This window comes from Streptomyces sp. B6B3 (genome assembly GCF_039871525.1).
Taxonomy (GTDB): domain Bacteria; phylum Actinomycetota; class Actinomycetes; order Streptomycetales; family Streptomycetaceae; genus Streptomyces.
In genome coordinates this window covers 223,137-245,952 of the sequence record NZ_JBDPLU010000010.1, presented here as the reverse complement: position 1 = coordinate 245,952, position 22,816 = coordinate 223,137, and the positions used below count along the sequence as shown (strand labels likewise).

At 73.4% G+C, this 22,816-nt stretch carries 22 protein-coding genes and 1 pseudogene; 11 read left to right on the top strand and 12 right to left on the bottom strand.

Going from position 1 to position 22,816, the window contains the following annotated elements; all coding sequences use genetic code 11:
* The first annotated feature begins 21 nt into the window (after positions 1-21).
* Positions 22-729 carry a GntR family transcriptional regulator gene (locus ABGB06_RS22070; RefSeq protein WP_347592012.1) on the top strand — a complete coding sequence of 236 codons (708 nt, stop codon included), beginning with the start codon at positions 22-24 and terminating at the stop codon, positions 727-729.
* Here the strand turns inward: ABGB06_RS22070 and ABGB06_RS22065 are convergent.
* Positions 719-1,333 (bottom strand): TetR/AcrR family transcriptional regulator, encoded by a 615-nt coding sequence (locus tag ABGB06_RS22065; RefSeq protein ID WP_347592010.1) that lies wholly within the window; start codon positions 1,331-1,333, stop codon positions 719-721. The genes ABGB06_RS22070 and ABGB06_RS22065 overlap by 11 nt on opposite strands.
* 121 nt (positions 1,334-1,454) lie before the next feature.
* Between ABGB06_RS22065 and ABGB06_RS22060 the strand changes: the two genes are divergently transcribed.
* Positions 1,455-2,396, top strand: coding sequence for a chlorophyllase (locus ABGB06_RS22060; protein WP_347592008.1), 942 nt, complete (start codon positions 1,455-1,457; stop codon positions 2,394-2,396).
* 240 nt (positions 2,397-2,636) lie between these two features.
* Here ABGB06_RS22060 and ABGB06_RS22055 read toward each other — a convergent pair whose 3' ends face one another.
* Positions 2,637-3,275 (bottom strand): helix-turn-helix domain-containing protein, encoded by a 639-nt coding sequence (locus ABGB06_RS22055; protein ID WP_347592006.1) that lies wholly within the window; start codon positions 3,273-3,275, stop codon positions 2,637-2,639.
* A gap of 93 nt (positions 3,276-3,368) precedes the next feature.
* Here ABGB06_RS22055 and ABGB06_RS22050 point away from each other — a divergent pair, with 93 nt between their 5' ends.
* On the top strand, positions 3,369-4,133 hold the full coding sequence (locus ABGB06_RS22050; protein ID WP_347592004.1) for an SDR family oxidoreductase: 765 nt from the start codon (positions 3,369-3,371) through the stop codon (positions 4,131-4,133).
* A 21-nt stretch (positions 4,134-4,154) separates the two neighbouring features.
* On the opposite strand, the gene ABGB06_RS22045 is transcribed toward ABGB06_RS22050, so the two are convergent.
* Complete coding sequence (locus ABGB06_RS22045) at positions 4,155-5,120, bottom strand: glycoside hydrolase family 5 protein (protein WP_347592002.1); 966 nt, start codon at positions 5,118-5,120, stop codon at positions 4,155-4,157.
* Positions 5,121-5,219: 99 nt separating this feature from the next.
* On the opposite strand from ABGB06_RS22045, the gene ABGB06_RS22040 reads away from it, so the two are divergent.
* Positions 5,220-6,224, top strand: coding sequence for a phosphotransferase (locus ABGB06_RS22040; protein WP_347592000.1), 1,005 nt, complete (start codon positions 5,220-5,222; stop codon positions 6,222-6,224).
* Between the two features lie 169 nt (positions 6,225-6,393).
* Positions 6,394-7,452 (top strand): pectate lyase, encoded by a 1,059-nt coding sequence (locus ABGB06_RS22035; protein ID WP_347591998.1) that lies wholly within the window; start codon positions 6,394-6,396, stop codon positions 7,450-7,452.
* A 113-nt stretch (positions 7,453-7,565) separates the two neighbouring features.
* Here ABGB06_RS22035 and ABGB06_RS22030 read toward each other — a convergent pair whose 3' ends face one another.
* The 3 genes from ABGB06_RS22030 to ABGB06_RS22020 form a co-directional block, all read right to left on the bottom strand.
* On the bottom strand, positions 7,566-8,300 hold the full coding sequence (locus tag ABGB06_RS22030) for a hypothetical protein (RefSeq protein WP_347591996.1): 735 nt from the start codon (positions 8,298-8,300) through the stop codon (positions 7,566-7,568).
* A 140-nt stretch (positions 8,301-8,440) separates the two neighbouring features.
* Entirely contained in the window at positions 8,441-9,112 is a 672-nt protein-coding gene (locus ABGB06_RS22025) for a zf-HC2 domain-containing protein (protein WP_347591994.1), read from the bottom strand.
* Positions 9,109-9,663 (bottom strand): sigma-70 family RNA polymerase sigma factor, encoded by a 555-nt coding sequence (locus tag ABGB06_RS22020; RefSeq protein ID WP_347591992.1) that lies wholly within the window; start codon positions 9,661-9,663, stop codon positions 9,109-9,111. Before ABGB06_RS22020 ends, ABGB06_RS22025 begins: the two co-directional genes overlap by 4 nt.
* Before the next feature lie 225 nt (positions 9,664-9,888).
* Here ABGB06_RS22020 and ABGB06_RS22015 point away from each other — a divergent pair, with 225 nt between their 5' ends.
* The 3 genes from ABGB06_RS22015 (at position 9,889) to ABGB06_RS22005 (ending at position 12,737) form a co-directional block, all read left to right on the top strand.
* A complete protein-coding gene (locus tag ABGB06_RS22015; protein ID WP_347591990.1) occupies positions 9,889-10,473 on the top strand; it encodes a TetR/AcrR family transcriptional regulator in 585 nt (194 codons plus the stop codon).
* A gap of 94 nt (positions 10,474-10,567) precedes the next feature.
* Entirely contained in the window at positions 10,568-11,923 is a 1,356-nt protein-coding gene (locus ABGB06_RS22010) for an MFS transporter (RefSeq protein ID WP_347591988.1), read from the top strand.
* Between the two features lie 52 nt (positions 11,924-11,975).
* Positions 11,976-12,737, top strand: a complete 762-nt coding sequence (locus ABGB06_RS22005) for an SDR family oxidoreductase (protein ID WP_347591986.1) — start codon at positions 11,976-11,978, stop codon at positions 12,735-12,737.
* 137 nt (positions 12,738-12,874) lie between these two features.
* Here ABGB06_RS22005 and ABGB06_RS22000 read toward each other — a convergent pair.
* A pseudogene (locus ABGB06_RS22000) lies at positions 12,875-13,215 on the bottom strand (PhoD-like phosphatase N-terminal domain-containing protein); the annotation flags it as partial.
* Positions 13,216-13,447: 232 nt separating this feature from the next.
* Here ABGB06_RS22000 and ABGB06_RS21995 point away from each other — a divergent pair.
* Positions 13,448-13,840: an SRPBCC domain-containing protein gene (locus tag ABGB06_RS21995; RefSeq protein ID WP_347591984.1), complete on the top strand. Its 393-nt coding sequence runs from the start codon at positions 13,448-13,450 to the stop codon at positions 13,838-13,840.
* A 54-nt stretch (positions 13,841-13,894) separates the two neighbouring features.
* Complete coding sequence (locus ABGB06_RS21990; protein WP_347591982.1) at positions 13,895-15,235, top strand: sugar ABC transporter substrate-binding protein; 1,341 nt, start codon at positions 13,895-13,897, stop codon at positions 15,233-15,235.
* Between the two features lie 631 nt (positions 15,236-15,866).
* On the opposite strand, the gene ABGB06_RS21985 is transcribed toward ABGB06_RS21990, so the two are convergent.
* A complete protein-coding gene (locus tag ABGB06_RS21985) occupies positions 15,867-16,325 on the bottom strand; it encodes an SRPBCC family protein (RefSeq protein WP_347591980.1) in 459 nt (152 codons plus the stop codon).
* Positions 16,326-16,413: 88 nt separating this feature from the next.
* Positions 16,414-17,499, bottom strand: a complete 1,086-nt coding sequence (locus tag ABGB06_RS21980) for a DUF5937 family protein (RefSeq protein WP_347591978.1) — start codon at positions 17,497-17,499, stop codon at positions 16,414-16,416.
* Positions 17,500-17,600: 101 nt separating this feature from the next.
* Here ABGB06_RS21980 and ABGB06_RS21975 point away from each other — a divergent pair, with 101 nt between their 5' ends.
* Positions 17,601-18,821: an MFS transporter gene (locus ABGB06_RS21975; protein ID WP_347591976.1), complete on the top strand. Its 1,221-nt coding sequence runs from the start codon at positions 17,601-17,603 to the stop codon at positions 18,819-18,821.
* 63 nt (positions 18,822-18,884) lie between these two features.
* Here ABGB06_RS21975 and ABGB06_RS21970 read toward each other — a convergent pair whose 3' ends face one another.
* From ABGB06_RS21970 to ABGB06_RS21960, 3 genes are all read right to left on the bottom strand, one after another.
* Positions 18,885-19,700, bottom strand: coding sequence for a phytanoyl-CoA dioxygenase family protein (locus ABGB06_RS21970; RefSeq protein ID WP_347591974.1), 816 nt, complete (start codon positions 19,698-19,700; stop codon positions 18,885-18,887).
* Between the two features lie 114 nt (positions 19,701-19,814).
* Complete coding sequence (locus ABGB06_RS21965) at positions 19,815-21,308, bottom strand: FGGY-family carbohydrate kinase (RefSeq protein ID WP_347591972.1); 1,494 nt, start codon at positions 21,306-21,308, stop codon at positions 19,815-19,817.
* 65 nt (positions 21,309-21,373) lie between these two features.
* Positions 21,374-22,792 (bottom strand): L-fucose/L-arabinose isomerase family protein, encoded by a 1,419-nt coding sequence (locus ABGB06_RS21960; RefSeq protein ID WP_347591970.1) that lies wholly within the window; start codon positions 22,790-22,792, stop codon positions 21,374-21,376.
* Positions 22,793-22,816: the final 24 nt, after the last annotated feature.

Sequence of the window (22,816 nt, the reverse complement as noted above, 5' to 3'; positions counted from 1 at the left end):
GGGGCGACGGACGCGACAGACGTGACAGCCGAGGACACGTACAAGCACGAGACGCTGCGGCGGCAGCTGCAGGCCGACATCGCCCGGATGCGTCCGGACGAGGCGCTGCCCACGGAGCGCCGGTTGGCGGAGCGTTACGGGGTGAGCCGGGCGACGGCCCGGCGCGCGCTGCAGGCGCTGCGCGAGGACGGGCTGGTGCGCAGCGTGCGCGGGGTGGGCACCTTCGTCTGCCAGCCGCAGATCACCAAGACCTCGGCGCTGACGTCGTTCTCCGAGGACCTGCGGGCGCGCGGCTACCGGCCGAGCGCGGAGTTGCTCGGCGCCGAGCGCGTCGCGGCGGACCTGCACCAGTCCACGGCCCTTGGCGTGGACCCGGGCAGCGAACTGCACCGCATCGAACGGCTGCGGCTGGGCGACGACTTCCCGGTCTGCCTGGAGACGGTCTACCTCTCCGCCGAGCGCTTCCCGACGCTGGACGCGACGCGGCTGACCGGATCGCTGTCGGAGGCGCTGCGGACCGCGCACGGCGTCCGGGTGGTCCGCGCGGCCCAGCAGATCCGGGCGGTGAACGTCACCGGACGCCAGGCGCGGCTGCTCGACGTCCGCGAGGGCTCCGCCGCCCTGCTGGTCCGCCGCACGACCTTCGACGACACGGGTCATATCGTCGAGTACGGCGAGTCGCTCTGCCGCGGCGACCTCTACGAGTTCTCCATGGTGGTCACGCGGTAGGGCCTCCGTCCGACCGCTCCGGCCGGCGCAGTCCCGCGACGAGGATGCCGACCATCCGGCGCGCGTCGTAGCGCGGATCGCTGCCCGCGCCGATGCACAGGTTGCCCACGGCCCGCATCAGCTGGATGCCGTCGAGGCCGGGGCGGATCTCGCCGCGATCGGCCGCGGCGTCGAGCAGTTCGTCGCACACGGGCACGAGCCGGTCGAGGAAGTAGGCGTGCAGCGTGTCGAAACCGGCGTTGTCGGGCTGCAGCACGCCGGCGAGTCCGTGCTTGGTGACCAGGAAGTCGACGAAGAGGTTGATCCACCGCTCCAGCGCGGCGTAGGGCGTGGCGGAGCTCGCCAGGAGCGCGGGCCCGGCGGCGGCGCAGGCGTCGACCTGGTGGCGGTAGACGGCGATGATGAGGTCCGCCCGGGTCGGGAAGTGGCGGTAGACCGTGCCCATGCCGACGCCGGCCCTGGCCGCGATGTCGCGCACCGGCGCCTCCACGCCCGAGGCGACGAAGACCGCGGCGGCCGCGTCCAGCAGCGTCTGCTTGTTGCGCCGGGCGTCCTTGCGCCTGGATCCGGCCGCGCTTCCCGTGCTCTGACCGCTGTCGTCCACCGCGGCGATCCTTCCCGTCACTTGCAAAGCGGAACAGCGCTCCGTATCGTCTTGTGGAGCGACGTTCCGTTTCGCTCATTCTGGCAGACCCGGGACCGACGACCAAACGGAAGGCACACCCATGTCCGACCCCACCACCCCCGTCGCCCGGCCGATCGCGGACCCGCCGCCCACGGTGATATCCGCGGGCCCGGTGACGCTGCCCGCTCCGGGTCGCGGCACCGGTCTCCAGGTCCGCGTGTCCCCCCCCGCCACCGGAGCCGATCTTCCGGTCATCGTCTTCTCGCACGGCTTCGGGCAGTCGATGAACGGCTACGCCCCGCTGGCGGACTTCTGGGCGGCCCACGGTTTCGTCGTCCTGCAGCCCACCCACCTCGACTCCAGGACCCTCAACCTTCCCGCCGACGACCCGCGCACCCCCCGCGTCTGGCGCATTCGGATCGAGGACCTCACGCGGGTGCTGGACGGGCTCGACCGGCTGCGGGCCGCCGTGCCGGGCCTCGGCGACCGCCTCGATCCGGGCCGCGTCGCGGTGGCCGGCCACTCCTGGGGAGCCCAGACGGCCAGCACGCTGCTGGGCGCCCGGGTCCTCGACGCCGACGGCGTGCCCGGCGAGGACTGGTCCGACGCCCGCGTCTCGGCGGGCGTGCTGCTCGCGCTGCCCGGCCTGGGCGACGACCTCACCCCGTTCGCCGCCGAGCATCTCCCCTTCATGCGGCCGTCCTTCGCCGCCATGACGACACCGGCGCTCATCGTCGCCGGGGACCGGGACCAGTCCTCGCTGTCCACCCGCGGCCCCGACTGGTTCACGGACCCCTACACCCACAGCCCGGGCGACAAGAGCCTGCTCACCCTGTCCGGCGCGGAGCACTCGCTCGGCGGCATCAGCGGGTACGCGGCCGCGGAGACGACGGACGAGAACCCGGCGCGCGTCGCCCTGGTCCAGCGGCTCACCTCGGCCTTCCTGCGCAGCGCCCTGAACCCCGGGGACACCGCCTGGAAGGCGGCGGCCACCGCGCTGGAGGAGGATCCCACCCCCCTGGGGACGCTGCGGAGCAAGTAGCCGAACCTCACCAGGGGTCACCGCACGGTTGGCGCTGGTAGGCGGGGGGTGGAGTAGGGATCGCCCTCCCCTGGCGGAAGCGGATCCTCCCGCAGCCGGGGGCCTCCCACGGCCGCCTTACGCCGACCGAGCGCCCTGACGAACGAGGCGGCGTGCTCGGTCAGTTGCCGGAAGACGTCGGCGGGCATGACGGGAACCGGCGCTTCCGGACGACGCCCGTCCGGGTCGTCGGCGCGGTTCTCAGCCGAAGTCGTCACCGAAATCGTCGCCGAAGGCCGCGCCGAGGGCGGCGGCGATCAGTCCCGGCAGGTCCGGGCGCCCGTCCTCCTGCGCCCAGCGCATCAGGGCGACGTGCATGGCGGCGAGGCAGGTGCTGGCCGCGACCCAGGTGCGGAACTCCGCGTCGGGGTCGGGGGCGTCGCCGAGCAGGGCGTCGACGATGGCCTTCTGGGTGGCGTACTGGCTGTCCAGATGCCGGGCGCGCAGGGCCGGCGTGTCGATCATCAGCCGGAGGCGGGCGAGCAGCAGGTCCCGCTCGGGCACCGGGGGCGTTCCCGTGCCCTCGTCGGCGGGACCGACGACGACCCGGGTCGTCTCGACCAGCGTCCGCCCGATCCGACGCACCAGCGGCTCGTCGGCCGGCCGGGCCGCGACCCGGGCCGCGATGAGCGGGTCGTACCGGTCGTGGAGCACCAGGTCTTCCTTGGTCGGGAAGTGCCGGTAGACGGTCATCGTCGACACGCCCGACGCCCGCGCGACGTCGTTGACGGTGGTCGCGTCGTAGCCGTCCTCGGCGAACAGCCTCATCGCCCGCGCCTGGATCATGCGCTGGGTCTCCGCCCGCCGGCGTTCCCGCAGGCTCGGCCCCTCACCACTCATGAGTGATACGGTACCGTACTGGTAGTGACTAACATTTTGGTAGTCACTACCAGCACTACCAGCACTGCCACACGCATCGCAGGGGTGAGGGACATGAGCAGACTGACCGGCAGGACCGCCCTGGTGACCGGGGCCTCGCGCGGCATAGGGCGGGCCATCGCCAAGCGCCTCGCCGGCGACGGCGCGGACGTCGCCGTGCACTACGGCGGCGACGCCTCCGGGGCGGACGAGACGGTCGCCGGCATCGAACGAGCCGGCGGGCGTGCCTTCCCCGTCCGGGCGGAGTTGGGCACGGACGGGGACGTCGACACCCTGATGACCGGTCTGGAGCGCGGGCTGGCCGGGCGACCGCTGGACATCCTGGTCAACAACGCGGCGGCCGCCCCGGGCGGCCCGATCGAGACGGACACCCCTGAGCAGTTCGACCGCCTCTTCGCGGTGAACGTCAGGGCGCCGTACTTCCTCATCCAGCGGGCGCTCCCGCTGCTGCCCGACGGCGGCCGGATCATCACCCTGACGTCGGTCGCCACCCGGGTGGCCAACCCCGGCCAGACGTCCTTCGCCATGGGCAAGGGCGCGCTGGAGACGATGACCCTGACCCTGGCCAGCGCGCTGGGCACCCGCGGCATCACGGTGAACGCCGTCGCCCCCGGCGCCACCCGGACCGACGCAAACGCGGCCTTCTTCGAGGCCCCGGGCCTGGCGGAGTTCCTCACCGGCCAGACCGCGCTCAACCGCCTCGGCCGGGCCGAGGACGTCGCCGACGCCGTCGCCTTCCTCGCCTCCGACGACGGCCGCTGGATCACCGGCCAGACCCTCGACGCCAGCGGCGGCATCCACCTCGGCCTCCGCGGCTGACCGCGGTTCGCCGGCCCCGGTTCAGCGGGCGGGCAGCAGGGCCTGGCGCAGGGGCTCCCGCCAGGTGTCGGTCGCGCGGTCGTAGGCGCCGAAGTCGGTGCCGAACTCCCAGTAGGCCCAGGCGAGCCCCAGGCGCTCGGCGCACTCCCGCACCCAGGCGGTCCACCGGGCGCGGGAGTCCGGATCCGCCCGCTCGTAGGCGCCGAACTCGCCGACGAACATCGGGACCCCGTGGTCCGCCGCCCAGGCCGCGGCCAGCGCGAGGTCGTCGGCGACGGCCCCACGATCGGCCGCTCCGCCCCAGGTCGTGCCGAGCCACGGAGCGGATCCCTCGACCCAGTGCGCGCCCTGATGGGTGAACGGGAACGGCGCGTAGTAGTGGATGGTCGCCATCAGGTGCGGGTCGTCGGGCAGTCGGAGCTTCGGCAGCGCGTGGATGTCGTTCATCTCCGCGGGCCCGACGAGCACGGTGCGCTCGGGGTTCGACTCCCGCACGGCGGCCAGGGCTCGGGGCAGCAGGGCGTTCCAGCGCTCCGCGGTCAGGGCGGCGCGCGGCTCGTTGAGCAACTCGAAGTGGACCGGTGCCGGCCGGTCGGCGTAGCGCGTGGCGATCTGCCGCCACAGCGCCAGGAACCGCTCGGCCTGCTCGTCCGGCGCGTCGGTGAGCTGGTGGTAGTGGTGCACGTTGAGCACGACGTTCAGCCCGCGGGCCAGCGCCGCGTCCACGGCCCGGTCGACGCGCCGGAAGAAGTCCTCCTCGACGACGTACGGAGCGGCCTCCGCGGCATGCCACGCCCACGCCACCGGCAGCCGGACGGTGTCGAACCCGGCGTCCCTGATCGCGTCGAAGTACCGCCCCCGAGGCGACACCGCGTGCTCGCTCCCCGGCGGGGCGTCCAGCGCGTTGCCCAGATTCATCCCCGCGCCGAGCGCCATGTCCCCTCCGATCCGCACGAACCCCTCGCGCCCGGCGAGTGTACGCAGCACCGGCGACAGCGGGCCCGCGGGCTCGGGGGCCGCCCGACGGACAGGGCCCCGGGTGGGAAACCGCGTGCGTCGTTCCCGCGGCGGACGGACACTATGGCGGTGGACATCGACGCCGCCGGGGTCGCGGCCGCTTTCGGGCTGGGGCGGCCGGTCGGGGAGTGGCGGCCGCTGGCCAACGGCGACCATCCGTCGGACAGTCGGGTGCTGACCACCGTCCGGGGGCGGTGGGTGGTCAGGAGCGGCCGGCTGCTCGGGGACTGGCATCGTCGGCACGCGTGGCGGGTGCACACGCTGGAGAGCGCGGCCTGGCGGGCGGGCATCCCGATGCCGCGACCGGTGGCGCCGCCCTCCCCGGCCGTCGGCTACTGGCACAACCCGCACGGGGACGCGCTGGTCCGGGTGAGCGAGTGGCTCGAGGGGCACGACCTGCGGCGGCCCGGAGCCGGGGCGGACGCGGCCGCGTGGGCGGGCGACGCGCTGGGCCGGATCGCGCTGCTGGACACGGCGGCGGACCTCGGCCCCGAGGACGAGCCCGCGCTGCATCCCCTGTCCGACTGGCACGAGTGGGTGGCCGAGGCGGAGGCGGGCGACAGTCCGGTCGCCGGGCCGGCCCGTTCGCTGCTGCCGGTCGTCGAGGACGCGACCGGCCGGGTCCGGGAGGCGCGGCGGAGCCAGCCCGGCACGGTTCTGGTCCACGGGGACACGTCCCGGACCAACGTGCTGCGCACCGCGACCGGTTACGCGCTGATCGACTGGGAGTCGGCGCGGGCGGACGTGCCGTGGTGGGAGGCCGTGAACGTCGGGTTCCGGTTCGCCACTCCCTTCAACGGGCCGACGGCCGACGGCGACCCCCGGATGGTGCGACCGCTGATCGCGGCGTATCTCGACCGGGGCGGCCCGGGCGGCCCGGCCGACGTCTCGGCGTTCGCCGGCATGCTGCGCAGCCAGCTCGCGGTCATCGCCTGGTGCCTGTGGCTGGCGCTGGGCCACCGCCAGGCCGACGCCGCGCGGCGGGATTTCGGGCGGCGCATCGTGGCCTCGGCCGCCCGGGAGATGCCGCGGGTGCTGCGGTCGTTGGACGGTTGGGCGACGCTCCTGCGGTGACGCCGCCGCGCCCAAGCGGTCCCGTCCACACGCTCCGCGTTATGGCCCACAGGCTTCGAGACAGGTTCCCCTACACACCGCCGCCCGGTAGGCAGCGCCGCCACCCTCGCCGTCCCCGGCGGGCCGACCGGCCGGCGGGTCGATCTCGACGCCCTCAGGGAGGCCACTCATGAGACATTCCGGATCCAACGGCCGACGAACGCGGCTCGGCGGGCTGGTCGCCGGCGCGTTGGCCGCCGCCGTGGCGGTGACGCTCGTCCCGTCCCCGGCCGGCGCCGACCCCGCGGCGGAACGGGCGACGGGCGCCGTGGGCGCGGCCGACGGCTGGGCCTCGGTGCCGGGGTGGGGTCAGGACGGCACCACCGGCGGAGCCGGCGGCGAGACGGTCACGGTGAGCACCGCGGACGCGTTCCTCGACGCGATCGCGTTCGAGGGCCCGTTGATCATCCAGGTCGACGGGACGATCGCGCTGCCGGGACCGATGCACGAGGTGACCTCGGACAAGACGATCGTCGGGCGCGGCTCCGACGCCGGGCTGACCGGCGGCGGGCTGAACATCGGGCTGCCGGTCGACGACAGCGTCACCGAGCCGCCGGACGACGCGGTGCACAACGTCATCATCCAGAACCTGACGTTCGACGACTGGGCCGACGACGCGATCAACATCCAGATGTTCTCCCACCACGTCTGGGTCGACCACAACACGTTCGTCAGCGGCTACGACGGCGCGGCCGACGTCAAGCGCGGCTCGTCGTTCGTCACGGTCTCCTGGAACCACAGCACGCACGGGAAGAACATGCTGGTGGGCCACAGCCCGGACAACGGCGCGCAGGACATCGGCCGGTTGGACGTCACGTACCACCACAACTTCTTCGACGGCACGGTCGAGCGCAATCCGTGGGTGCGCTTCGGCGACCAGGCACACGTCTACAACAACTACTACGTCGACGTCAGCAAGTACGGCGTCAGGTCCAGTTCGGACGCCGCGATCCTGCTGGAGGGCAACTACTTCGAGAACATCGCCGTCCCGACCGAACTCGACGTGGTCGACACCCAGTTCGGCAACCTGGAGGCCCGGGACAACTGCCTCGTCAACTCGGGCGAGCTGCTGACCCGCGGCAGCGCGGGATCGATCCCGTACGACTACGTCGCCGAACCGTGCGACGTCATCAAGTCGCGGGTGACCGCGGGCGCCGGCGCGGGCACTCTCTCTCCGCCGCACGACTGACGTCCCCCCGGGAGCCCGGGCACGACGGGTGAGGGGACCAGGGGGCGCCGCCGTCCGGGGACAGCACATCCCCGGACGGCCGGCCTCCGATCAGGCGGCTCCGCGTGTTCGCCCTACGGCGTCACGTCGCCGTTGATGTGGACGCGGGCGGTGGCGACGTTGCTGGCGACGCCGAGCTCGCGCAGGTCCCGGGCGTCGACGCATCCGTCCTCGTTGGCGTCCGGAACGGTGGCGGGAGCGTCGTCGTAGACGCCGTCGTAGTCGAGATCGTCGATCACGGCCACCGTGATGACGCTGTCGACATCGGTGCCGAACAGCGGGGCGCCCACGATCCAGGTGTCCTGGATGGTCGTGGTAGAGCGGTTCTTGTCCGTGAGCGCGGTGATGTTGAACAGATTGGCCAGATTCGTGCCGGGGCCGGAGAACCCCGACGTGGTGGACGCCAGGACCACCACGCCGGGCAGGCGTTCGTCCTGGCCGGGACCGAAGGTGCCAGGCAGCGGATCAGTCTCGTTGTGCGCTCCGGGACCCGTGAGTTGGGCGGTGGTGAAGCCCGAGGTGCCCGTCGGGTAGGTCACGTTGAGGTCCACGATCCAGTTGGCTCCGTCGGTGCCCGTGCGGTCGCCGTGTCGCGGCGAGAGGATCTCCACGGACGGCGCCCACCCCGCGTGGCGCGCCTCGGTCTCCGGAACGTTCGCCGCCGCGTCGGTCGCCGCGGCGGCCGCGGCCGCCGCCGTCGCCGTCGCCGTCGTGGTGAACGCCTTCGTGGTGGTCGCCGAGGTGGTGGCCGCGGCGAGTGCCGCGACGGCGAGTGCCGCACCGGCCGTACGGCGGTACCTCGTCGTCATCGTCATCATGATCTCCCCGTCCTTGTCTGGTCAGCGTCGGTGGTTCCGGCTGCGTACGGCGGGGTGTACGTCCGCTGCCGCGGCCCGGTTCAACGCGGTGACCGGTTTCCGGATCGCACCGGTCGCACCGGTCGCACAGGTCACGGACGGGCGGTCGCGACCGTCCGTCCCTCGTGGTCCACGACGCGCATCACCTCGATGTCCGACGGGCGCAGCGAGCTCGCGCCGACGAGACTGGCCTCCGCGGCGGCGGTCTCCGACCAGGTGGCGGCTCGTTCGACGGCGCCGTCGATGCCGGTCACCTCGAGCACGAACGGCCCGCCGGCGGGCAGGTCCGCCAGCTGCACGTCCACCTCGGTGCCCCACGGTTTGCCGGTGAGCACCGCCCGTCCTGACGTCGCGGTCTCGCCCCCGGCGACGAACGAGACCGACGGCCCGGAGGGCGTGCCGCCCGGCGTCTCGGCATCGCGCAGCAGGGTGACGCCGAGCCCACCCAGGGCCAGGAGCACCACGGCCGCCGCGGACGCCATGAGTTGGCGGCCGCGTCGCCTGGCGCGCACCTTCTCCGCTCGCAGCGTGTGGAGCAGACTGTCGAGACCTGGTGTGGCTTCCGGCCGGCTGGCGGGTGCCCTGCCAGCCGCCTCGGGGGGCAGGCTCCGCAGCAGGTCGTGCAGCGGCTCGGCGTCCGCCAGCTCGTCACGGCAGGCGGCGCAGCCGGCCAGATGCGCCTCCACCCTGCGCCGATCGGCGGCGTCGAGCCCGCCGAGGACATAGGCGCCGAGCAACAGGTGCGTGTCGTCGTGGCTGTTCATCGCAGGACTCCCATCTCCTCGAAGGCGGCGCGCAGCGCGCGCACGGCGTAGTAGGCACGAGACTTCACGGTGCCCTCCGGCAGCATCAGCCGCTCGGCGACGTCCCGCACGGAACGCCCCCGGTAGTACAGCTCCGTCACGACATCGCGGTGCTCGGCCGACAACCGGTCGAGTGCCTCGGCGACGAGCCAGCCGTCGATGACCCGCTCCAGTTCGTCGGTCGTCGGCGCGCTCGCCACGGCCGGGTCGTCGGACACCAGCCGGGGCCGGCGCTGCTCGGCGCGCCATGCGTCGGTGACGACGTTGCGGGCGATGGTGAAGAGGAAGGAGCGGACGGTCGCCGCCGAGGTGTCCAGCGAGTCCAGGCTGCGCCAGGTGCGCATCATCACCTCCTGGACCAGATCCTCGGCGCGGTGCCGGTCGCTCACGTAGCGACGGACGAACGCCAGCACCGCGTCGTGATGCTCGCGGTACAGCCGGGTCATCACGGCCTCGTCGGCGTCTTCCGACTCCACGCCGCGGCGTCGGCCGAACGACGGTTTCCTGCGCATCCCTGCTCCTCTCCCCGATCACCGGAGTCTCGTGCTCCCGGCCCGCGTCCCCGCGTCCGGGCCTCGTCACCGGCGCCCTCACCCGGTGACCCGCGGATCGGCCCAGCGAGACGGCCGAGGGCACCGGTAGAGCCGTGTACGACGGGAGCGGCGCAGCGGTTCACCGGGCCAGGCGCACCGATCATTATTTGACCGATCGTTCCAGTGAGGGCTAGTGTCTGCCGCATGGCACGGACCAAGGAGTTCGATCCGGACGCCGCGCTGCAGTCGGCGCTCGAGCTGTTCTGGCTGCGCGGCTACGAGGCGACGTCGATGGCGGACCTGGTCGAGCACCTCGGCATCGGGCGCGCCAGCCTCTACGCGACCTTCGGCAGCAAGCACGAGCTGTACCTGAAGGCGCTGGACCGGTACACCGAGACGCGCGACCCGCTGCTCCTCACCGAGCTCGCCCAGCCGGGGCCCATCCTGCCCGCGGTGCGGGCGGTGGTGCGTCGCTTCGCCGAGGAGGCCGTCTCCCCCGAGTGCCGGAGGAAGGGCTGCTTCGTCACCAACACCGCCGCCGAACTGGCCCCGCACGACCCCGCGGCGGCCCGCCGGGTCGAGATCAGCTGGGAGCATCTGGAGACCCCGCTGCACTCCGCCCTCGTGCGCGCCAGGGCCCAGGGCGAACTGCCCGAGGACCGTGATCCACGCGCACTGGCCCGCATGCTGCTCGTCCTCCTGCAGGGCCTCCGGATCGTCGGCAAGGCGTCGAACGATCCCGCCCGGGTACGGGACGCGGCCGAACAGGCCCTGGCCCTGCTGGACTGAACCGAACCCGCCCGCTCCTCCACCGCACCGCCGTACCGCCGTACCGCCGCATGCCCAAATTATGGATCGATCGGTCAAATATCAGGAGGGCAGCATGACCGCCACCGACCTCACCGTCGATGCCACCGGTGTCACCGCCACGCGGCGGCGACGCGCGTTCGTCCTGCTCGGTGGCGTCCAGGCCACGCTGATCTTCACGCTCGCCGCGATCGGCGTGCCGCTGCCCGAGATCGGGCGCGAACTCGGCCTGGAGCGCGCCGACCTGATCCTGCTCAGCGCCGCCTACGGACTGACCTTCGCCGGCCTCCTGCTGTTCGGCGGTCGTCTGGCCGACCGTTACGGCGGTCGGCGCGTGCTGGCCGCCGGTCTCCTCCTCTTCGCCACCGCCTCGGCCGCCGCCCCGTTCTCGCCCACCTTCGAGGCGCTGCTCGCCGCCCGCTTCGCCCAGGGCGCGGGCGCGGCCCTGGTCGCGCCCGCGGCCATGGCCGTGCTGCGCGCGGTCTTCCCCTCCCCCGCCGCGTACGGCCACGCGATGGCCACCTGGGGCGGGCTCTCGGTGCTCGGCGCGACCGCGGGCAACCTGCTCTCCGGCCCGCTCGCGGAGGCGCTGTCCTGGCGGTGGACCTTCGCGCCACCGTTCGTGGTGGCGGTCGTGGCGCTCGGCCTCACGCCCTGGCTGCTGCCGGACACGGCACCGAACCGGGGCAGGACGCTCGACCTGCCGGGTGCGCTGCTCGCCACGAGCGGGCTCACCCTCGGCAGCTACGCGCTCGTCGTCACCGACGCCCGGCCCTGGTCGTCGGCCGGTGTGCTCGTGCCGCTGGTCGCCGGGGCCGCGCTGCTCGGCGCGTTCCTCCTCGCCGAACGACGCATCCGCGACCCGCTGCTGCCACCCCGTTTCCTGCTCGACCGGCGGCGCGCCCTCGCCCTCGCGACGATCGCCCTGAGCGCCTGCGGGACCGCGATCACCTTCGTGCTCCTCTCGCTCCACTTCCAGCAGGAGCGCGGCTGGTCACCGTCGCAGACCTCGGCGGCCTTCGTGCCGTTCGCCGTCGCGCTGATCGCGTCGGGCCGGGCGGCCGGACCGCTCATCGGCCGGTACGGACCCCGGGCCGTCACGGCCGCCGGGCTCGGCACCGGCGCGGCCGGGCTGGTCCTGCTCGGGCTCACCGGGCTCGACGCGGCCATCCCGTACGCCTACGGGCCGCTGCCCGGGCTGGTGCTGCTGCCGGCCGGCGTCGCGGCGTCCTTCGCGGGGGCCGCCGTCCTCGCCACCGACGGCGTGCCGCGGGAGCAGACCGGGCTCGCCGGCGGCCTGCTCAACACCGCGATGGAGTTCGGCCCGACCGTCCTGTTCGCCGCCCTGCTCACGCTCGGCGGCGACGCCTCGTCCCTGGCCGCGACGGGAGCCGCGCTCGCCGTCGCCGCCCTCGCCCACCACCGCGGCTGACGCGGATCACAGAGAAACGACAGAGAGAACAGAGAGAAGGGAATCGTTCGACATGAACCGCTTCACCGGCAGGACCGTCCTCGTCACCGGCGCGGGCACCGGACTCGGCCGCGCCATCGCGCTCGCCTTCGCCGCCGAGGGTGCCTCGGTGGTCGCCGCGGGACGCACCACCGCCACGCTGGAGGAGACCGTCGGCCTCATCGAGGCGGCGGGCGGCACGGCCGCCGCCGTCACCGCCGACGTCACCGACGCCGACCAGGTCCGGCACCTCGTGCGCGAGACCGTCTCCCGCTTCGGCGGACTGGACGTCGCGGTCAACAACGCCGGGATACTCCGCGGCGGCGGCGTGCCCGTCGCCGAGGTGAGCGAGGAGGACTGGGACGCGGTGCTGCGGACCAACGTCACCGGCGTCTGGCTGGCCATGAAGCACGAGATCGCGCACATGAGCCGGAACGGCGGCGGCACCATCGTCAACATCTCCTCGAACCTGGGCGCCCACGTCCGGATCCCGAACCTCGCCGCGTACCTCACCTCCAAGGCGGCGGTCACCGCGCTGACCCGCGCCGCCGCGCTCGACCACATCGACCAGGGCGTCCGCATCAACGCCGTCAGCCCCGGCGCCTCCGACGCACCCATGTCGCTGCGCCCCGGCGAGACCGCGGCCGACCGGGCGGAGCGGCTCAAGACGGAACTCCCGCTCGGCCGGATCGCGGAGGCCGCGGAGGTGGCCGCGGCGGTGCTCTACCTGGCCTCGCCCGCGGCCGGTTCGGTGGTCGGCGCCGACCTGGTCATCGACAGCGGGGCCGCGGCCTGACTGTCCGTGGCACACGGGGTCCGGGCCCGCCGCGGCGGGCCCGGACGCGCCGCGTTCACCTGCCGCGGCGGAGGGCGTCGGCGTTGGGGAGGTCGGTGGCGGGGGACGGCGGGGGCAGGGACGGAACGGCGTTGTCGGCGATCTGGGTCAGGGAGGCCGGCGACCTCGACGTGCACCGCGTGGCCGAGCTCCGGCGTCGCGTTCGCGAGGTCCTCGGCGACGACGCGGGCGAACGCCTCGTCCTCGGCGACCTGCCAGCGCACCTCGACGCTCGCGTTCGGCATGCCGCCCCTGCCGTCGGGGGCCAGCGGCTCCGGTGCGAGCCGGGTCCACAGCACGACGCCGTCGGGCTTGGGGGCACCTCCCGCGCCCCTGGGCCTGGGGGAGGGTCGCCGGACGCGACCCCGAGCGTGAACGGGTAGGCGGCGAACCGGCTCTTCCCGAACGCCGTTGCCGTGTAGGGCCCGACGCCGAGCACGAGGGCCGCGGCGCCCGCGCCCGTCACCGCGAGGAAGCGTCTGCGCTCGGTCTCGCCCAGCCTCGTGAGATGCCGCCCTCGCTGATCGCTCCGCCGCCTCGACACGCTCAACTCTGACCCCCTTCTTTGGCTGTCCCGCAGGTTCCCCCGTGAGGGCTCGCGTGTCGCCACCGCGCCGACCCTTGTACCGGTTATAGTGGTTACATGAGCGGCATCGAGAAGGGCTGAAGCCATGCCCACCGGACTCACCAAGGACGCCGGCTGGCAGATCGGCGTGTCCCGCACCCTGTCCCACTCCCCCGAGGCCGTCTGGAACCTGGTCAGCCGCCCCGAGGGACTCGCCCTCTGGCTCGGCGCCGGCGCGGACCTGGTGCCCGAGCGCGGCGCCACATACCGGACGGAGTCCGGCGTCACCGGCGAGGTGCGCTCCTACCACCCGGGCGAGCGGATCCGGCTCACCCACGACTCGACCATCGTGCAGGTCACCGTGACGTCCGCCGGCGGCGGCCGGGCCGTCCTCGGCTTCCACCAGGAGCGGATGGCGAGTTCGGAGGAGCGCGAACGGCAGCGGATCCACTGGCGACGGGCCCTGGACCGCATCGGCGCCGCGCTCGACGGAGACTGACGCGGCCTCGGCCAGACGGTTCACCGGGGGCGGGCGAACCCCTAGGGTGCCGCCATGCGCACCGGGCGACGCTCCCGAACCGTGGCCGCCGTGGCGGTGGCCGGCCTGACACTGGCCGCCTGTGCGGTCGATCCCGGCTCGGGGAGCACGACGATCACGTACGCGCTCTGGGGCGCGAACCAGCTTCCGGCGTACCAGGAATGCGCGGAGGACTTCGAGCGGGCGAATCCGGACATCGACATCCGGATCGATCAGCGGGGCTGGGACTTCTACTGGTCGACGCTCGCGCTGGGCATGGTCTCGGAATCCGCGCCCGACGTCTTCACCGACCACCTGACCCGTTTCCCCGACTGGGTGACACGCGACCAGATCCTGCCGCTGGACGACTACATCGAACGCGACAACGTCGACCTGAGCGTCTACGAGGACGGCCTGGCCGACCTGTGGATCGGCCCGGACGGCAAACGCTACGGCCTGCCCAAGGACTTCGACGCCGTGGCCATCTTCTACAACAAGGACATGCTCGCCGAGGCCGGCATCACCGAGGACCAGATGAACAACCTCACCTGGAACCCCGACGACGGCGGCAGCTACGAGGACGTCATCGCCCACCTCACCGTCGACGCCAACGGAGTGCGCGGCGACGAACCCGGCTTCGACAAGAACAACGTCGAGACCTACGGCCTGTGGATGGAGGAGTCCGGCGGCACCAGCCACGGCCAGACCCAGTGGTCGATGTACGCCGCCTCCACCGGCTGGCTGCCCACCGACACCAACCCCTGGGGCACCAGCTACAACTACGGCGACCAGGAGTTCCAGGACACCATCGCCTGGTGGCGCGGCCTGGTCGACAAGGGCTACATGCCCTCCTGGGAAGCCCAGGAAGGCGTCAACTGGGCAGACCAACTCGCCGCCGGCAACACCGCCATGGCCACCAACGGCTCCTGGATGACCGGCACCGTCTTCGGCACCGACCTCAACGCCGGCATCGCCCCCACCCCCATCGGCCCGAGCGGCGAACGCGTCAGCATGGTGAACGGCCTGTCCGACTCCATCTACGCCGGCACCGAACACCCCGAGGAGGCCTGGCAGTGGGTGAAGTACCTGGGGTCGCTCGAGTGCCAGCAGGTGGTGGCCGAGCACCACGTCGTCTTCCCCGCCATCACCGAGGCCGCCCACGTCGCGGAGCAGGCGTTCGCCGACGAGGGCATCGACGTGTCCCCCTTCATGACCCACGTCCAGAACGAGCCGACCCTCCGCTTCCCGGTCACCGAGCACCCCGCCGACGTCATCAGCAGCCTCACGGCCGGCATGGAGGCGGTGATGTCAGGCCAACGCCCCGTCGACTCCCTGGTCGACACGAACCGCGAGATCAACGCCCTCTTCGGCAACTGACCAGCCCGGCCCCGCAACCAGGGACCGGAGACCGGGAGACCGCCCTAGGCGACCTCCAGCGCCGTCCGGGCCAGCTCCAGGAACCGCAGGTGCTCCTGGCGCAGCTCCCGGTACGCGGCGTCGTAGCGGCCGCGGTCCTCCTCGTCGCCCGTCGCCAACGGTCCGAGCAGACGGCTCGTGGTGATCGCCGCGGCGGCGCAGCGTCTGCGCCGCCGCGGCGACCGGGGCCGGTCCCTCCAGGACGACCTCCCGGCTGGCTCTGGTCACCTCGTTGAGCGCCACCCGAGCCGCGTTCCGCAACTGCGCGAGGACGGCGACCCGCGGCTGACCCTGCGGGGCGGCGTCGACCTCCTCCATGCGCCAGAGCACCTCCGACAGGCCGTGCACCGCCGCGCTCATCTCCCGGTACGCGTCGCGCCGCCGGGTGCGCGTCTCCGCGACCTGGGCCGCGTGCGCGGTGACCTCGGCCTGCACCCGCGCGGACCGGGTGACACCCCGGCCGGTGACCCAACTCGCGACCACGGCCGATCCACCGGTGATGAGACCGATCCACCAACCGCTGTCCGACACACGGGAACTATGGCAGCCGCCCCAGCCGTGGGCCGTGCCCTGGGGTGCGGCCCACGCGCTCCTAGGCCGGGGTGATGCGGCCGCGCCAGGCGCCGGACTCGTCCTCGCGGTGCTCGATGTAGCTCTTGAAGCGCTTGATGTCGCCCTTGGCGCGCCGGTCGAGGATGCCGACCATGTCGGCGAACTTCTCGGCGGTGCCGTCGGACTGCACCTCCATGACGAGGTTCACCTTCGTGTGGTCCTCGTCCAGCTTCCGGAACGTGACGATGCCGTGCTGGCTGATCTCGCCCCCGGTGGTGCGCCAGGCGATGCGCTCGTCGGGCACCTGGTCGACGATCTCGGTGTCGAACTCCCGCCGCACGCCGGCGATGCTGGTCCGCCAGTGGTTGTGGACGTCGTCGATCTGGACGACCTCCTCGACGCCCTCCATGAAGTGGGGGAACTCCTCGAACTGGGTCCACTGGTTGTAGGCCATGCTCAGCGGGACGTCGACCTCCACGGACTCCTGCACGAGACCCATGGCGTTCTCCTCTCGTCGTTGCTGTGCCAGACCCCTCGAGTGCCCACCACCCCGCGGTCGTTAACACCCGACCGAAGGCCGAAGCGGTTCAGCGGAGTACGGCCGCCAGCAGATCGGTGCCCAGTGCCGTGAGTTCGGGCGGGTTGAGGGTGTAACGGACATAACGACCGTGGCGTCGGGCGGTGAGCAGGCCCGCGCGGCGCAGGACGGCGAGGTGGCGGGACACCTCCGGGGGTGAGATCTCCCAGAAGTGGGCCAGCTCGCCGGTGGTGTGCGGGCCGCGGGCCAGGGTGCGCAGGAGTCGCAGCCGTACCGGATGGGCGAGTGCCTCCAGCCGGAGGGTGACCGTTTCCAGGGAGACCGGCTCCGCCGGACTCGGCTCGGCGACGGGGTACTGCACCACCGGATGCCACCCGGGGGCGCTGACCGCCACCAGGTGCGGGCGGCCGAAGACGCTGGGGATGAACGTGACCCCGGCGCCACGGGCGGCGGTCGCCCTGTCCTGCACCTTGTCCACGACGATGCAGTCGCCGTCCGGTGCCAGGGTGACCGCGCCGGAGACCGAGGCGAGTGCCGCCCCGAGGCCCTGGCGCCTGAGCAGGTCGTTCTTCAGGCGCAGATCGGTGGCGAGGCGCACCGCGGCGTCCGCCCAGGCGCGGTCGAAGAAGACCTCGGCGCATTCCTCGAGGGTGTGGCGCACCCGCGCCCGTACCGCGGCCGGGTCCGCGAGCAGCCGCTCCGCGAAGGCCTCCTGCAGTGCGCCGCGGGCCTGGGCCACGTCCAGGGCCCGCTCGCGCGCGGTCGGGTCGGTGAGCGGCGACGTCCCGGGGAAACGGACCCGGTTGCTGCCGCACGTGGTGACGAGCGCGGCGGTCACGTACGCCTCGTCGTCGAGCCGGTCCACGTCGTCCAGCTCCTCGGCGAGGGTCGGCCGGGGCCGTGCGGGGATCAGGAAGTCGGCCTGCGAGGAACGCCAGAGGAACTCCGCCTCGCTGAGCCGCTCGGCCAGCTCCGGCCGCAGCCCGGCCCAGACGTCCGCGGCCCAGCCGGCGAACTGCGGATGGTGCCCCGGCTCGGCCAGCACGTGCAGCATCGCGGTCAGCTCGGCCAGCGGGGAGGCGGCGAACCGCACCCGCTCGGACGGCAGGCCGCTGATGTCGATGCGCAGCGTCATCCGCCCATCATCGCTGGCCGGGCAGCCTGCGACGGCGTCGGTTGACGATGTGCGTCAACCGACGTGCCGTGCCCCGGCGGCCGAACGCACCGTCTGACGCCGTGGCCACCATCACCAGAATCCAGCCCCGCGCCCTCGTCCGAGCCTCCGGAGGCCCCCGCTATGCCGTCGCCCTGGCCGTGGACGCGCTCGGCACCGGCCTGCTGCGGCCCTTTCTGCTGCTCTACGGGGTGACGGTGCTGAGCCTGTCCGCGCCGGCCACCGGCATCGCCATGACGGCCGGCATCGTCGTGGGCCTGCTGTGCATGCCCGCGGTGGGGCGCTGGCTGGACCGGGGCGCGCGCAGCACGGTCGTGGCGGCGTCGATGCTGGTGCGGGTGCTGGGCGTGGCGCTGCTGCTGGCCACCCCGGCGGGGCACGTCTGGCCGTTCGCGACGGCGGCGCTCTTCCTCGGCATCGGCAACCAGGCGTGGCCGGCCGCCCACGCGGCTCTCGTGGCCACGATCGCCCACGGCCGGGAACGCGACGCCGCTCTCGCCGCGGGCCGCGCCCTGCGCAACGCCGGACTGGGCGTGGGCGCGCTCGTCGCCACCGTCTGCCTGGCGGGCGGCACCAGCGCGCTGCGGGCGCTGGCGGCCGTCACCGGGCTCGCCTATCTCGCCGCGGCGGCCCTGGTCTGGTCGGTCCGCCTCCGCGCGCGACCGGCCGACACCCCGGCCGAGCACGAGGACGACGGGCCGCCGCCCCGGATGCGCGCGCTGCTGGCCGCCAACGTGGTCTACGTCTTCTGCCTCAACGTCCCCGAGATCGCGCTCCCGCTGATCCTGGTCACGCAGCTGCACGCGTCCCCGGTGTGGTCGGCGGCCATCTTCGTGGCCAACACGGTGCTGGTGGTCACCCTGCAGGTTCCGGTCACGATCCTGCTGTCCCGCTTCTCCCGGCGGGCCGTGCTGGCTCTCGCGGGCGTGGTGCTCGCCGTGTCCTACCTCGGCTTCCTCGCGGCCACCTCACTGGGGAACGGCTGGGGCGCCCCGGCCGTCGCCGCGGTGTCCGTGGTCTGCACCCTCGGCGAGATCGTCTACGCCGGCAGCGCCACCGCGCTCGTCACCGCCCTCGCCCCGGCGCACGTCCTGGGCCGCACCCTCGCCCGTTTCGAGCTCTCCACGGGCTTCGGCCTCGCCGTCTCCCCGGCGGTCATCACCGCGCTCGCACCCCACGGCCCGACCGCCCTCTGGGGCAGCCTCACCGCCGCGACGCTCCTCTCGGCCGGTGCCGTCGCCACCGAGAAGGATCGGGGGACCCCCCAGGAGAGCCGGCTGTGATCCGGAGGCGCGGCCGCGCCCGGCGAGGGAGACGGCCGCGCCCCGGCACCGGCACCGGCGGCCTCAGGCGGCGTCGGCGTGCGTCCAGCCCTCGCCGCAGGCGCCGCCGCCGTCGGCCTCGGTGACCGTGACCTCCTCGCCGGCGGGCGTGAGCAGCGGGTTGTAGAGGGCCGCGATCGCGGTGCTGGAGCGCGGCACGTAGTGGAAGATCAGCGAGCGGCGGAACCGGTCGGTGGTGCGGTTCGGGCCCGAGCCGTGCACGGTGCTGCCGTGGAAGAAGAGCGCGTCGCCGGCGCGCAGTTCGGTCTGCACCGCGGTCATGCCCTCGGGCAGTTCGAGGCCGCCGCTGGCGAACGACTCCTCCTCGTTCGCCTCGGAGAGGCAGACCAGTTCGTAGCGGTGCGACCCGGGCACCACCCGCAGGCCGCCGTTGGCGCCGTCGCAGTCGTCGACCGCGATCCACGCCGCGACGCAGGTCTCCGGGTGCGCCCGCAGGAAGAGGTTGTCCTGGTGCAGCGCCTGGCCGCGGGCGGTCGGCGGCTTGAAGTAGAACATCGACTGGGCGGCCAGGGTGGATCCGATCAGCTCCGCCACCCGCCCGATGACCCGCGGGTCGAGCATCCAGCGCCGGGCCAGCCGGCCGGCCGCCGTGTCCAGGTGTCGGTGCGGGTGGACGAAGCGTGGGTAGCGGGCGAGCACGTCGTGGTCGGGCACGTGGTCGTCCCAGCCCAGGGAGTTGTCCCGTTCGACCTGTTCGGTGAAGACGTCGCGGACCTCCGCGATCTCCTCGGGGGACAGCAGTCCGCGCACCTGGACCACGCCGTGGCGCGCATAGGCGTCTGCGAGGCGCTCTCCGGCCTCAAGCACTGTGAGTGACATACGAGGAGTGTCGCCGGATGACACCGGGCGGGACATGGGCTGGAGCGGCGCACGCATGGAAGATCCTGCCGCCCCACGCCGGACCCGCCCGGGCCCGCCCGGGTCAGCCGGGGCTCAGCCGGCGTCGGCCCGTTGCCGGGCGGCCAGCGCGTGCGCGGCGTCGCGGGTGGCCGGGTAGAGGTCGCGGTAGAGCGCGTACAGCGAGGCGTACGTGTCCCGGGTCGCCGGATCGGGGTGCACCGTGTGCTCGACCGGGTTCCAGGCGGCGATGTCGGGCGGGGCGGCGTGTCCGGTGCCGACCGCCGCGAGGAACGCGTCGCCGTAGGCCGCGCCGATGGTGTGCCGGGTCAGCTGCTGCGGCAGCCCGGTGACGTCCGAGACGATCCGGGTCCACAGCTCGCGGGCGCCGCCGCCGACGGCGACCAGCCGCCGGAGGTCGCCGCCCGCCTCGGTCATGGCGGCGAGGTTGTGCCGCACCCCGAAGGCGGTGCCCTCCAGCGCCGCCCGGTAGAGGTGCCCGCGACCGTGCCGGAGCGTCAGGCCGTGCACCAGGCCGCGCGCGTCCGGGTCGAAGAGCGGCGTCCGCTCGCCCGCGAAGTACGGCAGCATGACCAGCCCCTCGGCGCCGGGCGGGACGGTGGCCGCCTCCGCCACCAGCGTGTCGTAGTCCGCGCCGGTGAGGTCGCGCAGCCAGGCGGTGACCGCGCCCGAGGTCGCCATGCCGGCGGCCAGGCAGTAGGTGCCGGGGAACGTGCCCCGGGTGCACCACAGGTGGGCGTCCGGCACCGGGTCCGCGACGACGTTCACCAGGAACATCGTCGTGCCGTACATCAGCATCAGGTCGCCGGCCCCGGTGGCGCCGACGCCGGTGGCCTCGGCCCAGGCGTCCACGGTGCCCGCGACGACCGGGGTGCCGGCCGGGAGGCCGGTGGCGGTCGCGGCGTCCGCGGTGACCTCGCCGACCACCTCGGCCGGCCAGACCAGCCGCGGCCATTCCAGGCCCGGCGCGATCTCCTCGCACCAGTCCTCGATCCAGTGCCCGCCCCGCAGGTCGTACAGGGGCGTGCACTGGCTGGCCGAGTGGTGGTCGAGCACGTAGGCGCCGGTGAGCCGGTGCACCAGATAGGAGCTGGCCATGAACCAGCGGCGGGTGCGGGCGTAGACGTCCGGCTCCTCCTGGCGCAGCCAGGCCAGCTTGGGGCCGACGGCCTGGCTGGTCAGTGGGGAGCCGCAGCGTTCCAGCAGCGCGCTCGCGCCGAACCGGGCGTTGAGCTGGTCGATCTGCGCGCCGGCGCGGGTGTCCACGCCGTAGAGGATGGCCGGACGCAGCGGCGCGGCGGCGGCGTCGGCGGGCAGCAGGCAGGGCCCGATGCCGCTGACGCCGACCGCCGCGACCCGCTCCCCCGCCGGGGCCTGGGCCATCAGCTCGCCGCTCAGCGCGGTGAAGTCGGCCCACCAGACGGCGAGCGCGTCGTGCTCCACCCAGCCGGGACGCGGGGTGGCGGTGGCGTGCTCGCGGGCCGCCTGGGCCAGCAGCGTCCCGTCGGCGCGAAGCAGGACGCCCTTGGATCCGGAGGTGCCGATGTCGATGCCGAGCAGCAGGGTCATGGTGGGGATGTTCCCCTCTCGTCGGACGCGGTCAGGTCGTCGGGGCGGTCAGGCCGTCAGAGACGTCAGGCCGCGCCGCCGAAGCCGTCGTAGCGGATGTCGAGGAGCCGGCACACCGCCCGCAGTTCGGCGACGTGGTCGCCGGGGACGGCGTGGATGTGGTTGGAGCCGAAGCGGCCGAGGAACTCCTCGGCGGGGGCGTCGAGCCGGGCGAAGGCGTGCGGCCACTCGAAGGTGGAGGCGCGCATCAGCCGGTCGTTGGTCGCGTCGTCGTACGTCTCGAACGCGCCGCGCATCACGTGCATCCGGTACTGGCCGTCCAGCCGGGTCAGCCGGGCGAAGGTGAGGTCGCCCGGCGCCGCCAGGTGCTGGACGGAGGCGCCGCCGGCCGGGAAGTAGAAGACCTCGGGGTGGAAGTGGACGCGCGAGAGGTTCTCCGCCGGATCGGCGGAGCGGGCCGCGTACCAGGTGGCGTGCTGGCCGGAGTTGCACAGGTCCCAGACGTCGCGGTCGGCGTGGTAGTGGCGGACGTCGGCGAAGAGCACCGGGTCCCCGGTGAGCAGCTTCAGCAGCTGCATGGTCAGGGCGCCGTCCATGTCCGCCTCGGTGGCGGTGACGTGGGTGTCCTTGGGGCCCTCCCAGTCGTAGGGGTCGTTGAGGAACGCCTCGGCGACGTCCATGGTGCAGAAGTTGTTGGTCAGCTCGGGCTGGCCCTTGATGCCGGAGAAGTCCAGGTTCCACTCGTCGATGAGCTCGCGCATCGCGTAGTAGCTGCGTATCTGACGCTCCAGCAGTTCGGGGGTGAGCCGGTCGCCGTCGTAGTGCACGCCGGCGGCGTGCCGCTCCAGCCACTCGCGGGCGGCGGTGACGCGCGACTGCTCGGCGTGCTCGCTGCGCCGGACGATCTCCCACTGGTCGATCTCCTCGACGTCCACGCCGAACTGCCGCATCCACTGGTCGGTGTTCGCCACCGCGGTGTACATGCCCATCGGGCGGCCGCCGATCCGGCCGAACGTGCTGCCGCGCAGGCCCTGCACGGCCGCGGCGGCGCGCACCTGGGCGAGGATCCGCCTCCGCACCGCCGGGTCGGTCAGGTCGCCCCAGGCCCGGGCGTGCACCCGGCCGATCTGGTCCAGGCCGCCGCCGCCCGCGAGCAGGCCGACCATGCCGGGGAACTGCGGGTCGATGTTGGCGACCAGCAGCAGCGGCGTGGGGGTGGCCTCGGCGGCGAGCATGGTGAAGTGCGGGAACGTCCACACGGAGTGGTGCAGGATCGTCAGGTCCACGTGCTGGTCGGCCAGCCAGCGGGCCTGGCTGGTGGCCAACTCGTTGCTGCACACCTGCTCGGGCGCGACGACGACCTCGTGCCCGGCGTCGCGGAGCAGGGTCGCCAGCTCCGTCGCGGCGCGGGCGATGTGGTCGGTGACGTCGCGGTGGACGAAGTCACGGCCGTCGGAGATGGGCAGCAGGCCGACGCGTGCCATGGGTGGTTCCTCCCGGGGTGGTGG